We start from the raw sequence: 11,633 nt of genomic DNA, 5'->3' as shown, positions 1-11,633 counted from the left end.
AAACAGGATCACACTATGCACAAGCAGGCTTTAGAAAAAATAGCTTTATGTAAAAAAAAGAAACTCACATACCTGGATCTCAGTGGTCTTGGACTCACAGAGGTGCCTTCAGAGCTAGCTGCACTCATTTGGCTTGAAACGCTTTCCCTCTCTGATAACCATATCTCCGATATTACACCACTTTCATCACTGAAAAAACTGCATAAACTGTCGCTTTCCCACAATAGGATCTCTGACCTGAGCCCTTTGAGTTCACATGCAAAAATGAAATTTCTTTTTATTCAGGAAAATCACATCACAAATATTACACCTCTGCATCACCTTACAGCACTCAAAAAAGTGGTTGCACATAACAATCACATCCAAGATGTTACAAGTCTGACATCACAACAAAACCTTGTCTATCTGGATCTAAAAGATAATCCTATTCAAGATGTAAATATACTTAATACTTTTAGTAACCTGCTTGTGATAAAAATATAATTTCATATCTACCCAAAACTATAGACGTTTCAATAATCCAAGTGCTGAAGTGACTGCCCCCTCCAAATACCCACCTTCTACAAAGCTACTCTCTGTACCTGAAAAGATCAGCTGGCCGTCAAAATGTGTTGCATTGAATCCATAGGAAGGATGCTCACGCAAAGGCATAGCATCCAAAGGTGTTGACGTATAGGGCTCTTTTTTCCAATCTACAAGATGGAAATTAATAGGATTGGAAGCTTTTCTTCCATAAAGTCGAGTAAGTTGTTGAATGACATCTTCTTCAAAGTTTTCATACTTCGCAGTACTGTGTACAAAACCAAAGAGTGCTGCTTTCTCATGAGTACAGGCATCATGTATCTCACCCAATGGTCCCAGATGAGAAATGGCAAAACCACTCAAACCCTCATCTCTCCAAAAGGCATCAGCATATTCAATCACGCACTTGGCAGCATATCCCATCCATGTAGGTATGTTCTGCAGTTGTGTATGAAGTGTCTCAGGTAAGGCAGGAGCATATACCATGTTTTCTACAGCCAAACGTGGAGGCAGTGTCAAGATCACCCTATCTGCCTCATACGTTCTCTCTGTCGTCTCAACCACTATCATTTCACCTGATTGCGTTAAAGAGAGAACCTTTTCATTAAGATGGACAGGGGTTTCAAGTCTCTTTTGCAAAGCCATGACCATTTGAGTGATACCGCCTTTGATACGGAAAGAAGGCGCTGTTTGAGAGGGTCTAAAGTGTTGTACACCATCAGGGGCATCATACGAAGCAAGTCCCTCCGTATATTGTGAAAAGAGTGATAAATCCAATGTCTCTATGAGCTTTAGAATGTTTTTTTGATGTGGCCAAATCCAAGAGGGTCCCATATCATGTCCACCCATCTCCATGATCCGTCCACCTGTACGATGACGTGCTTCTATGATCGTTACATCATATCTATCTTGCAGCAGCACGCCACTCACTAATCCACTCAGCCCTGCTCCGATAATCACTAATTTCTTTTTCTTCATTCCGCCATTGTAACCAATGATCATGAGAGAGAGGTAAAAGCACCTTTTGGATGCAAGGTATTCTTTTTGTAAACCTCCCAAGAGCGATCAATATATAGATGATTCTATTTTTATTTCAAAAGTGTGACAGAATAAGTTATAATGATAAAAAGGAGACAAAATGAAGCAGATGAAACTATGGGGTCTACTATTTATACTTATATTGGCTACACACACCCTTCACGCAGAGACAAAACGTTATGAGATTCAGTCTGCTATCATTGAATATGCTACCAGCAGCAGTGGTAATGTCATGGGGATACAAACCCAAACTGAGGGCAAAAGAAAAATAGTTTTCAAAGAGTGGGGGAATGTAGAACTCCATGATGAGACCACCAAATCTGTGATCATGGGTAGAGAGGCATATAGCCGTCAGACTACAAAGATCGATCATGACAAAGTCTATATCGTGGATTATCAGAAAAAGAGCATTCAACAGTATGATCCTGAGATGTTGATACGTTCTCAGTATAAAGATCTTGCCAAAAATGCTAAAGAGATGATACGCTCCATGGGCGGTGAAAAAATCGGGAATGAGACCTTATTTGGCTATGATTGCGAAATATGGGAAACCCAACAGATAAAACTCTGGCTCTACAAAGGGATCATACTAAGATCTGTAACCCATATGATGGGGCTCACACATACAACAGAGGCCACGAACATTCAGATGGATGTTTCTGTTTCAGATGAAGCGCTGAAACTGCCTGATTTCCCCATCAAGACCATGCAACAGGACGATCCGTCCCCCATGCCTCAAATGACCCCTGAACAGATACAACAAATGCAAGAGATGATGAAAAACTTCACACAAAAATAAAAGGAGACAATGATGCAAAATGTACTGATTATCAACGGACATCAAAGATATGACAAGATTGCAGAAGGGAGGCTAACCAAACTCTTTGTAGACACTGCCGGCGATTTTTTTACCCAACATGGGTTCAATGTGAAAGAGAGTATAGTTGAAGGTGCCTATGATATCCAAGACGAGCTTGATAAACTTGCCTGGGCGGATTATATTCTATTTCAGTATCCTGTTTTTTGGATGGGAGTACCTTGGATCACTAAAAAATACATCGATGAAGTTTTCTCTGGAGGTATAAATACCGTCACCTTTGTCAGCGACGGCAGAAGTAAAGAAGATCCGTCTAAAAAGTATGGGAGCGGCGGACTGATGCAGGGTAAAAAATATATGTTAAGTCTCACCTATAACTGTCCTGAGAGCGAATTTGACAACAAAGAGGGTTTCTTTGATGGGCTCACATTAGATGAGGCGAATGTTGCCACACATAAACTCTTCCAATTTTGCGGTGCGGAACCGCTGGAAACCTATGCGATACATGATGTGTTTAAAGAGAACTTGGATATAGATGCTGAGCTCAAACGCTTCAAAGATACATTGGAAAGAAATTTTATAACCAGTCGATAGATATCTTTTTGGTTGTTACATCTCTTTGGGGTGTAACCCAACTATGCTCTTTTCATCTCCACTAAAAGTATATGTACATTGCTCAGAGCTTCAACATGCAGATCTTCATCTGAAACCTCAGCGGCATCACCCTCTTTAAAGTCTATACCGTTGATCTTGGCGTCACCCTCCATGAGTTTCAGATAAAGCTGTCTATTCTTTCCCAGTTCGAAGGTAAGTGTTTTGTTTTGATCTAACTCCGAAACATACATGTTTGCATCCTGATAGATATTGATGATGTCAGGCGTACCTTGTGGGGCTATGAGATGCAGCCATTTATTATGACGTGCTTCAGGATTAAAGACCTTTGAACCATACTGGGGTTGAAGACCTTTAGCGTGAGGGAGAATCCATGTCTGTATGAGATGTACCTCTTCATCACCCTCATTCTTTTCAGAGTGTGTGATACCCGTACCTGCACTGAGATACTGTAAAGATCCACGTCCTAAACTCTCTTTATTTCCCATACTGTCTTGATGTGTCAGTTCTCCACGTATCACATACGTAATGATCTCCATATCTTCGTGTGGATGCGTACCAAAACCTGTATGGGGCTGTATAATGTCATCATTCATCACACGCAGTACACCATAATGCATATTCTCCCGATTATAATATTCGGCAAAGGAAAAATGAAACCTGCTTTTCAGCCAGCCATGATCCGCAGTATAAAGTCTATCAGTAGCTATATGAGTCGTCAAAAAAACTCTCCTCTAAAAAATCCCAAAATGATCTACCTTTGATGTCTTTTTTCTCTTCATAGACCAAAGTAGTTTCAATGTCATTGAGGTATCTATCATAGACCATTTCTCTTTCATGCTTAAGTGGTGTCTCACAGTGACATGTCTGATACCATTCCAATGTCACAGGATCTGTCATTAACGCTCTTTGCATCGCATTGACAATATAGGAACCTTCAGGTTCTAGATCATCGATACTACCATCAGTCAGTGCCGTAAAAAAATCTTTCAATTTTAGTTTATCTATTTTCGCTTTAACCTTATATAACATGTTGGCTCCTTACACATTGATTATGTATCATATCAAGCACTCTGTGTACTATATATGTAATCATTGTATAATACCCATCACATTATCCTAAGGCAGACCATGAATATCACCTACCAACTCACCCAAGATGAATACCTACAGGCAGTCAATTTACATCATAAAAGAAGCAAAAGAGTATTTTCACTTGCAATCTATGTCATATTGGCTACTCTCATTGTGATCGTCGGAACTGACTTTTCAAATACCCGTGAGATTTTGACCAATATGATCGCTGCATTTTTTTCTATCTCTTTTTATATGCTTTTTGTACGTATGCTTTCTGCTTATCAGGCCAAAAGTGTCTATCAGAAAAGTTCTACTCTGCCAAATGAGGTCACGCTGCATATCTCAGGTAAAGGTATCAAGTTAGATAAAAAGAGTAAAAATGCTTCTATTCCATGGAGTACATTTTCTAAGTGGAAAAATAATGAGAAGTTTTATCTACTATATACGAATCCTCGCCAATTCAATGTCATTCCTCTCCGTGCTATGAGTGAAGTACAGAAAAAAGAGCTCGATGCATATCTGAAGAAATATATTCCTCAAACTTAACTTATAGCATCGGAATAGCCCATTTCTTATAATATGCGATCAGTCTAAGTACCATCCCCGCTGTAAAGACTGTGATCAGTGTATAATAAGAGATCATTTCGTACAGATTTAACACATAGAGCGTCAAACCTATCAGAAGTGCGATCGTCCCATAAAATCCAGTCTTGAGTACAAAAGGAATTTCATTGATAATCACATCTCTGATGATCCCTCCTCCCACTGCCGTCACAAAAGATAGGGCCAAAACACCTGTAAGATTCAACCCCGCTTCTATGGCTATCAGTGCACCCGTAATACTAAATGAGATCAGCCCTATGGAATCGCTCAGTATAAAAAATGATTTGTTCTCTATACTGTCTCTTTTGTTGAATCTAAATACGATCAGGAGGATCATAACGATAAGAATGGTAAGTGCAGGTGCATTGTGTGTAAAGGTATAAGGCATTTTATCTACAGCGACATCTCTGATGATCCCCCCACCCAGTGCCGTAAGAAATACAGAGATCAATGTACCCAGAAAATCAAGTTGGTTTCGTACAGCCACAAAAAAACCCGAACTGGCAAAAGCGATGATACCGATATACTCTGCGATCTCAAACATACAGTGCTGCCTTATCTATCAATTTCAAGATCGTTTTACTAGTTGGATACACAGGCATTTCCCCGTGAACCCCATTTTACAATGATGCCATGTTTGTTGGTCTCAAGATAGAGTTTACAGGTTCGTTGGACAACATCAGAGCCATAAGAGTACATACCGTAGCCACCATGATAATATGGCCAATGTCCATATCCTATGGACATTGAAGGGTAAGTGTAAATTCTAGATCTTTCATAGACATAGACTTTATTTTTATTTGGCAAGATATAGGTACTGTCCGGGTATCCTATCTTTTTAATTAAATCATTGATATCCTGTCCGACCCAGGCGTTATATTTGTTAACAAATTTTTGATGTGTTGCACATCCTTGCATCAACAAGAGAGCCATCGAAAAAAGAGAGAGTTTTAAAAAATATTTCATGACCTATTCCTTTCTATATTGATCCATGCATGTATGGATTATTTCTCATAGTATACACTGTAAATGTAATAAATGTGTAATTTCATAGGTCAATTCATATTTTATGGCTTTGGGCGTTTCATTATGAGAGTTTTATACGCTATCTAAATGCTATGAGGCACAACACGCATCTGAATCTGAACTACAACATGACTCATCATTTTTAGTCGGTGCACATGATGGTGTTTCGCTAAATTTACCAAATGTTGGTACACAACAACCATCCGCAGTATCAGAACCATCTATACCAAACACTTCCACATCATCCATAGAGTGATAATTTTCCCATATCATACCTGTAGGATCAGTGACCCAATATTTATTTGAAGATTTATAGCAGCAGACTGCACCCTCTTCCACTTTTCCTTTGATCCCCTTCTCCTCGAAGCTCTGCTGTGCATGCGATAGTGCATCATCACTCTCATACTGTACACCTAAATGATTGACACCTTTTTCATACCCTCTTGTTGATATAGCAAAATTAAGTGAGAGATCATCTACCAACCATTGGGCATAATCCTCTTTGACTTTGGTGGGTTCTGTTCCAAACTGAGTAGAGTAAAAAGCAATACTCTCTTCTATATTGTCTACTGACATATGTATATGCAGTCTTCTTTTTTTGTTCATTGCGTATCCTTTTGCATTGATTTATAGATGATAAGTGATAGTAGGAATGATTTATTCTTTGTAAGTATGTGGTACCAGTCTTGCATCTTGCCCCACATTTTTTCTAAACTCCAATTCTCTTGGATCAGATCTCATCACATGGAGAAACATAAAGACATATCCACCTACTACGACAAACAAAACTACAAGAGAGAATGATATAACAGGTAAAAGTTCCATAGTGACTCCAAATATGTAATGTATCACTCATTCTAGCGTATTATCAGACAAATTACAAACTGACATTTCATAGGAACATCCAAAAACCATTGTATTGAAAACGTGCGGAAAATATTGTATGGAAGGGAATTACATGCACATTTGGCATAAACTGCCAAATGGTATGAAAATAATTTACAGTAAACTATTTGGTCATTCTAAATCTAGGCAGATTTAAAAAATCAAACTTTTCACATAAGAGATTGACATCATCGTCTATAGATTCACCGATGAAGATCATAATCGACCGTTCCGTATAATTCTCTAGCTCTTCGTATGAATCATTACCGAATGCGTAGTTAATCACAATAGGGTTTGGAACATCTTTTGTTTTCACGACACCTTTCACCCTGTAAATACTTTTTGGAAGTGATTTTAACACTGCATCTACATCCGTGAATGCAATATCATCTTTTAAATAAACCACTTTTTGGGTGATTGAATCTTGTGCCGTATGGTCAAGACGTTCATACTCTTTTGCCAATCCAATGATCTCATCGACTTTGTAGACACCCTCAAAAACTTCTTTATGGACGAGACCCTGTTGGGCTTGATTGATCACATAGTTATTAAATATCTTTTTACCTGTAAGTGTGTTCTTGATATTGTACTTTTCTTTGATCTCGATCACATCTTTCTTTACCGCTTCCAATTCATCATCATTAACAAGATCGGTCTTATTGAGTACGATGATATTGGAACCACCTATTTGATATTTAGCCGTTGAATTCTCTTTATAAGAGTCAAAGTTTTTAGGATCGACAACACAAATGACACCCTCAACAGAGATACCAAGGTTTTGAAGCGATAAAAAGATAGGAAAAGGCTCAGATGCCCCTGAAGTCTCAACAAATATGATCTCAGGACTATATTTATTCATGATCTCCATCACACCACTTTCAAACTCTTGAGCCAATTGACAACAGATACACCCTTCTGAAATTTCAAGTACTTCACTGTGTACATTCTTCAGTATATTGCCATCTACACCAATATCGCCAAATTCGTTTACGATAATAGCCACTTTTTTATCGGAAAAATGTTCTTTGACTGTATTCGTGAGCATGGTAGTTTTACCAACACCTAAAAATCCCGTAAGTATAAATGATTGTATCATGTGTATGTACCTTAAAATTAAATTGTAATTGAGTGGAGTTTATTAATACGTAATGTATCGTATGTAGTGTTAAAGTAACAACTGTGCTTAAAGCACAGTTGTATGATTTGTATTACTTCTTTGGAGCTTCCAACATTTGTTCGAAACCTACTTCTTTACACCATTCAGCAGTTAAGTCGAATGCTGCAGATGCAGTATCAAGGTTTTTCTGGATTAGATCCATTTTCTTTTTAAACTTTTTCTCAATAACTGAGTCAAGTGTAGCTGTACCACCTGAAGCTGTATATTTTTTAAGGAATCTGTCTTTAATACCTTCTTCAATAGCAGGTTTACTAACAGTACCTAAAGCACCAAATAATGCACCCAACATTGCCATGTTTGTAGCAAGCTCAGTACCAGCTTGGTCGATAGCAAATTGAGTAAAGTCTCTAGTAAGAACTTTTACATTCAAGTCATCTAACGTTTTTTTATCTTCATCAGTTAAAAGATCTATATCAGAGTTGATGATAACAAGACCATTCTCTTTAATACCAGCGTAAAAAGGCATAGTATATGATTTACCCATAGTAATAACTTGTGGGTGATAGATCATGACGATATCAGGATAGATAACTTCCCCTCTATCATAGATAGGCACTGTACCGATTCTTGTATAACTCTCAGATGGAGCCATTCTTTTTTCAGCACCAAAGAATGGGTTAGATACCGCATAGTAACCTTCTGTGTCCGCTGCAGTTGCTGCGATATGTGCCGCAGTAACCGCTCCTTGCCCACCTAGAGCGGGCATTCTGATTTTAATTGAATCTTTTGCCATTATAAAAGTCCCTCTTTTTTACATTTTTTCAAGTATTCTTCTGCTTCTGGTGAAACATGTTTGTAAGATGCAAATCTATCTTTATCTTGATCTTTCATTTCACCAAGTCCTTCATTCGCACTTAGTCCGATCTCAAGAATACAAGGTGTATAGATATTGAGGTAAGTCGGTCCGATTTCTCTAGCAACCAAGATCGCTTCTCTAACTGCTTTAGCTACTGCTTTTGGTGCAGAACCAGTCATGTTTACAGAATAGTGACAACCAGAAGTTTTAGCAAGTTCCCACATTGGTACTTTATCAAACTTTTTACCAGTTGGTGCCATTTTAAATACTTGACCTTTAGCCGTCATACCAGACTCTTGACCACCTGTGTTTGCATAAACTTCGTTATCAAAACAGATAGTTGTGATCTTTTCTTGTCTAAAGAATGATTGAAGAGTATAGTCAAGACCGATATCAACAGTCGCACCGTCACCCGCTAGAACCACAACGTCTTTTTGCGTGTCCGGGAATCTCCACTCCAATACTCTTTTGATACCAGATGCAACTGCATTTTGGTTACCAAAGAGTGAGTGTACTGTATGAAGTGCAATGTGTGGGAACATCAAAGATGTACAACCAGTTGAGTTTACAATCACTGTATCCTCAGGCTTAGGCAATGCAGAAAGTACATATCTTAATGTAGCCGCTTCTGGACATCCAGCACATAGTGAGTGTTCTTCAAGTAACTCTTTTGTTTCTGGGAGTTCTTTAATACCACGAGGTCTTTCTTGATTTTGCGCCCATGTAGCGTTTTCTTCAAGCTCAATGATCTCTTTTGGCATAATGTCTCTAAATTCAGGATTAATTTTATAAATATCTAATGCCATATTATGCTCCTTTTCCTGGATTAACTACTTCCATAACTTCTTGGATAATAGCTTCAGCAGGTAAACTCATACCACCCGCAACTCTTGGTCCTGCGTGAATGTTAACATCAACTTTTCCATAAAGCTTAGCTTTAACTTCGTTTGCTAACCAACCAACAACGTTGAATTCTGGAACAAATACATACTTAACACCTTCAAGTGCTTCTATAAGCTCTTCTTCTGGGAAAGGTCTGATCGTTCTTAGCTTGATAACTTTAGATTTGATACCAAGTTTCTCTAGCTCTCTTTGACCCTCTTTTGCTTGGTTAGAAGCAGTACCACAAGTAACAAATGCGATTTCAGCATCTTCGTTACCAGTAATATGTACCAATCCGTTAAGTAGGTGTCTAGCGTATCTTTTAGATCTTTCAACTGCAGATCTAATCTCCCACTGCCAAGATGCATGCGTAGCATAAGAGATATAGTTAGACTTCATAACAAATGGATCTCTTAGGAATCTTCCTGGAGGCATCTCAGAGTCTATTGGAGGTAGTGGAGCCGCATATGGATCATACGGTTGAAGTGCGATATCATCATCTGGTAGTTCAACAGCTTCACGAGTGTGGGATACAAAGAATCCATCTACTGCGGTAATAATTGGAACGTGAACATCTGGTTGTTCTGCAACTGTGAACGCTGCTAGTGACATATCAAATAGTTCTTGTACGTTCTCAGCATACCAGATCATACATCCAGTCTCTAGAAGGTATTGTACTTCCAAGTTGTCTGGCTGAATAGTAAGTGGGGAGTTAATACCACGTGCCATTAGTACCAGTTGCATTGGAGCTCTTGTACCTGACCACTGTGCAAAGTTTTCCATTGCTCTAAGTGTACCAGGACCTGAAGTAGTTGTAATTGTTCTAGCACCTGCCATTGAACAACCTGCAACCTCAGACATTACACCAAATTCGTTTTCACCACGGAAATAAACACCAACATAACCTTCAGCCCAAAGCTCACCGATAAGGTGTGCTGCTTCAGATTGTGGTGTAATTGGGTATGATACAGAAGCATCAACCGTTGCACGTTTAACAGCTTCTTTTAAAACCTCAGAACCTGTCATAAAGTGCTTAGTTCTAGGAGCTTCAAAAAGCATATGGTCTATAGAAACTAGTTTTTGTCCAGACCAGTTGTGTGTTTTAGTCATATCAGTAATTTTACTCATTCTTATCTCCTACTTTCCCAACTCAGCTTTTACTTCTTTAGCGATCTTGATGAATTTTTCAAGTTCGTGAGAGTGCTGGTCTCTTAATGTAGCCATTGCATCTTCATGCCCTGACAAACCACAGATTGCGATTGTATAACAATCAGTCTCTGCTCTTACAATTTTTAATGCAACGTTTGCATAGTGACAGTGAACACCAATGAAAATTGCAGCTTTAATGTTATTATGCCAAATTGTTAAGTTCGGGTGATTTGGGTTGATCTCAACTTCAGCATCAATTTTTGGATACTTTGGTCTGTAATCATACATTGGGATCATTTTAGCGTTAAGAACTTCTGACATCTCTTTAATAAGTGTAGCTTTTTTCTTCGCTTCTTCATTCCAACCATATAATACTTGAGGACCAGGGAAAATAGTTGCATTTTCACTTGTCAACATCACTCTTGCAACTTCTCTCATTGCAGTTTCTTCATCAACCACATCTTCCAACAAAAGTGCTTTCCCTTCTGGTGGTGTGATTACACCTTCATACGTAGCCGCAGGATACGGTGAATAATACGCAGGACCTTGGTTTGCCATAACTTCTCCTAATTAAAAATTTAAATTAAATCTAGAGTCTAGATTTATTCTTCGTGACCAGCCATTTCCATCGTAATACAATTACGATCAAGCATATCAGAACAAACGTACACACAAAGTGCACACCCTTTACATCTGTTTTCATCTACCCAAGATGTGTTTCTGTCTTTATCGAACATAAGCGTATTCGCTTCTGGACAATATAGTGTACACGTGTTACATTTATATTCAGCACATTTGTCTGCATCGACTTTTGCTACATAATACATTTTAACTCCTTTACTCCATGATGTTTAAACATATATCTATTAATTTAGAAGATCTATTCAATCATCATAACCAATAGACTGCAAATGGAACTTCAAATAAACTTTACACAAAAAAACCTTAATATTACATATTAGTAATATACATATATAGGTAATAATTATGATAAATTTTTTATCAACTTCATTCATATGTTTTCAAATGGGAGTTTACTGTAAAAACCT

General features: G+C 38.2%; 17 protein-coding genes. 4 read left to right on the top strand and 13 right to left on the bottom strand.

Translation table 11 applies throughout. The features are described 5' to 3' along the window. The first annotated feature begins 15 nt into the window (after window positions 1–15). Window positions 16–483 (top strand): leucine-rich repeat domain-containing protein, encoded by a 468-nt coding sequence (locus tag SULAR_RS01190; RefSeq protein WP_008242109.1) that lies wholly within the window; start codon window positions 16–18, stop codon window positions 481–483. An 18-nt stretch (window positions 484–501) separates the two neighbouring features. On the opposite strand, the gene SULAR_RS01185 is transcribed toward SULAR_RS01190, so the two are convergent. Further along, complete coding sequence (locus SULAR_RS01185) at window positions 502–1,500, bottom strand: FAD-dependent oxidoreductase (protein ID WP_037999841.1); 999 nt, start codon at window positions 1,498–1,500, stop codon at window positions 502–504. 160 nt (window positions 1,501–1,660) lie between these two features. Here SULAR_RS01185 and SULAR_RS01180 point away from each other — a divergent pair, with 160 nt between their 5' ends. Together SULAR_RS01180 and SULAR_RS01175 are read left to right on the top strand one after the other, a co-directional pair. Beyond that, entirely contained in the window at window positions 1,661–2,359 is a 699-nt protein-coding gene (locus SULAR_RS01180; RefSeq protein ID WP_008242107.1) for a DUF4412 domain-containing protein, read from the top strand. Window positions 2,360–2,371: 12 nt separating this feature from the next. Continuing rightward, window positions 2,372–2,971, top strand: a complete 600-nt coding sequence (locus SULAR_RS01175; RefSeq protein ID WP_008242105.1) for an NAD(P)H-dependent oxidoreductase — start codon at window positions 2,372–2,374, stop codon at window positions 2,969–2,971. 41 nt (window positions 2,972–3,012) lie between these two features. On the opposite strand, the gene SULAR_RS01170 is transcribed toward SULAR_RS01175, so the two are convergent. Together SULAR_RS01170 and SULAR_RS01165 are read right to left on the bottom strand one after the other, a co-directional pair. Continuing rightward, window positions 3,013–3,711, bottom strand: coding sequence for a pirin family protein (locus SULAR_RS01170; RefSeq protein WP_008242102.1), 699 nt, complete (start codon window positions 3,709–3,711; stop codon window positions 3,013–3,015). Further along, a complete protein-coding gene (locus SULAR_RS01165; protein ID WP_008242100.1) occupies window positions 3,689–4,021 on the bottom strand; it encodes a hypothetical protein in 333 nt (110 codons plus the stop codon). Before SULAR_RS01165 ends, SULAR_RS01170 begins: the two co-directional genes overlap by 23 nt. A gap of 99 nt (window positions 4,022–4,120) precedes the next feature. Here SULAR_RS01165 and SULAR_RS01160 point away from each other — a divergent pair, with 99 nt between their 5' ends. After that, window positions 4,121–4,612 carry a YcxB family protein gene (locus tag SULAR_RS01160; protein ID WP_008242094.1) on the top strand — a complete coding sequence of 164 codons (492 nt, stop codon included), beginning with the start codon at window positions 4,121–4,123 and terminating at the stop codon, window positions 4,610–4,612. Window position 4,613: 1 nt separating this feature from the next. On the opposite strand, the gene SULAR_RS01155 is transcribed toward SULAR_RS01160, so the two are convergent. The 10 genes from SULAR_RS01155 to SULAR_RS01115 form a co-directional block, all read right to left on the bottom strand. Beyond that, window positions 4,614–5,213, bottom strand: a complete 600-nt coding sequence (locus SULAR_RS01155) for a trimeric intracellular cation channel family protein (protein ID WP_008242092.1) — start codon at window positions 5,211–5,213, stop codon at window positions 4,614–4,616. A gap of 38 nt (window positions 5,214–5,251) precedes the next feature. Continuing rightward, window positions 5,252–5,635, bottom strand: a complete 384-nt coding sequence (locus SULAR_RS01150) for a hypothetical protein (RefSeq protein ID WP_008242091.1) — start codon at window positions 5,633–5,635, stop codon at window positions 5,252–5,254. A 150-nt stretch (window positions 5,636–5,785) separates the two neighbouring features. Continuing rightward, complete coding sequence (locus SULAR_RS01145) at window positions 5,786–6,301, bottom strand: ArsI/CadI family heavy metal resistance metalloenzyme (protein ID WP_008242090.1); 516 nt, start codon at window positions 6,299–6,301, stop codon at window positions 5,786–5,788. Between the two features lie 51 nt (window positions 6,302–6,352). Beyond that, window positions 6,353–6,520, bottom strand: a complete 168-nt coding sequence (locus tag SULAR_RS11075) for a hypothetical protein (protein WP_155993628.1) — start codon at window positions 6,518–6,520, stop codon at window positions 6,353–6,355. A gap of 184 nt (window positions 6,521–6,704) precedes the next feature. Then, the gene (locus SULAR_RS01140; protein ID WP_008242088.1) at window positions 6,705–7,676 is read right to left on the bottom strand and encodes a GTP-binding protein; all 972 of its coding nucleotides are present in this window, start codon (window positions 7,674–7,676) and stop codon (window positions 6,705–6,707) included. A 112-nt stretch (window positions 7,677–7,788) separates the two neighbouring features. Continuing rightward, entirely contained in the window at window positions 7,789–8,490 is a 702-nt protein-coding gene (locus tag SULAR_RS01135) for a 2-oxoacid:acceptor oxidoreductase family protein (protein WP_008242085.1), read from the bottom strand. Then, entirely contained in the window at window positions 8,490–9,359 is an 870-nt protein-coding gene (locus SULAR_RS01130; RefSeq protein WP_008242083.1) for a thiamine pyrophosphate-dependent enzyme, read from the bottom strand. Before SULAR_RS01130 ends, SULAR_RS01135 begins: the two co-directional genes overlap by 1 nt. A gap of 1 nt (window position 9,360) precedes the next feature. Beyond that, window positions 9,361–10,563, bottom strand: coding sequence for a transketolase C-terminal domain-containing protein (locus SULAR_RS01125; protein WP_008242082.1), 1,203 nt, complete (start codon window positions 10,561–10,563; stop codon window positions 9,361–9,363). 9 nt (window positions 10,564–10,572) lie between these two features. Next, window positions 10,573–11,142, bottom strand: coding sequence for a carbon monoxide dehydrogenase beta subunit family protein (locus SULAR_RS01120; RefSeq protein WP_008242081.1), 570 nt, complete (start codon window positions 11,140–11,142; stop codon window positions 10,573–10,575). Window positions 11,143–11,186: 44 nt separating this feature from the next. Continuing rightward, window positions 11,187–11,411: a ferredoxin oxidoreductase gene (locus tag SULAR_RS01115; RefSeq protein ID WP_008242080.1), complete on the bottom strand. Its 225-nt coding sequence runs from the start codon at window positions 11,409–11,411 to the stop codon at window positions 11,187–11,189. Between the last annotated feature and the right edge of the window lie 222 nt (window positions 11,412–11,633).

The organism is Sulfurovum sp. AR (genome assembly GCF_000296775.1).
In the GTDB taxonomy this organism is placed as follows: Bacteria; Campylobacterota; Campylobacteria; order Campylobacterales; family Sulfurovaceae; genus Sulfurovum; species Sulfurovum xiamenensis.
Note: the sequence above shows the minus strand (reverse complement) of the source record. Positions and strands in the feature narration are given on the sequence as shown.

Excerpts from the sequence above, each read along its gene's own strand:
- SULAR_RS01155 (WP_008242092.1), bottom strand. The coding sequence starts at position 5,213 with ATGTTTGAGATCGCAGAGTATATCGGTATCATCGCTTTTGCCAGTTCG.
- SULAR_RS01150 (WP_008242091.1), bottom strand. The coding sequence starts at position 5,635 with ATGAAATATTTTTTAAAACTCTCTCTTTTTTCGATGGCTCTCTTGTTG.
- SULAR_RS01165 (WP_008242100.1), bottom strand. The coding sequence starts at position 4,021 with ATGTTATATAAGGTTAAAGCGAAAATAGATAAACTAAAATTGAAAGAT.
- SULAR_RS01145 (WP_008242090.1), bottom strand. The coding sequence starts at position 6,301 with ATGAACAAAAAAAGAAGACTGCATATACATATGTCAGTAGACAATATA.
- SULAR_RS01175 (WP_008242105.1), top strand. The coding sequence starts at position 2,372 with ATGCAAAATGTACTGATTATCAACGGACATCAAAGATATGACAAGATT.
- SULAR_RS01160 (WP_008242094.1), top strand. The coding sequence starts at position 4,121 with ATGAATATCACCTACCAACTCACCCAAGATGAATACCTACAGGCAGTC.
- SULAR_RS01190 (WP_008242109.1), top strand. The coding sequence starts at position 16 with ATGCACAAGCAGGCTTTAGAAAAAATAGCTTTATGTAAAAAAAAGAAA.
- SULAR_RS01120 (WP_008242081.1), bottom strand. The coding sequence starts at position 11,142 with ATGGCAAACCAAGGTCCTGCGTATTATTCACCGTATCCTGCGGCTACG.
- SULAR_RS01115 (WP_008242080.1), bottom strand. The coding sequence starts at position 11,411 with ATGTATTATGTAGCAAAAGTCGATGCAGACAAATGTGCTGAATATAAA.
- SULAR_RS01180 (WP_008242107.1), top strand. The coding sequence starts at position 1,661 with ATGAAGCAGATGAAACTATGGGGTCTACTATTTATACTTATATTGGCT.
- SULAR_RS01125 (WP_008242082.1), bottom strand. The coding sequence starts at position 10,563 with ATGAGTAAAATTACTGATATGACTAAAACACACAACTGGTCTGGACAA.
- SULAR_RS01135 (WP_008242085.1), bottom strand. The coding sequence starts at position 8,490 with ATGGCAAAAGATTCAATTAAAATCAGAATGCCCGCTCTAGGTGGGCAA.
- SULAR_RS01130 (WP_008242083.1), bottom strand. The coding sequence starts at position 9,359 with ATGGCATTAGATATTTATAAAATTAATCCTGAATTTAGAGACATTATG.
- SULAR_RS01140 (WP_008242088.1), bottom strand. The coding sequence starts at position 7,676 with ATGATACAATCATTTATACTTACGGGATTTTTAGGTGTTGGTAAAACT.
- SULAR_RS11075 (WP_155993628.1), bottom strand. The coding sequence starts at position 6,520 with ATGGAACTTTTACCTGTTATATCATTCTCTCTTGTAGTTTTGTTTGTC.
- SULAR_RS01185 (WP_037999841.1), bottom strand. The coding sequence starts at position 1,500 with ATGAAGAAAAAGAAATTAGTGATTATCGGAGCAGGGCTGAGTGGATTA.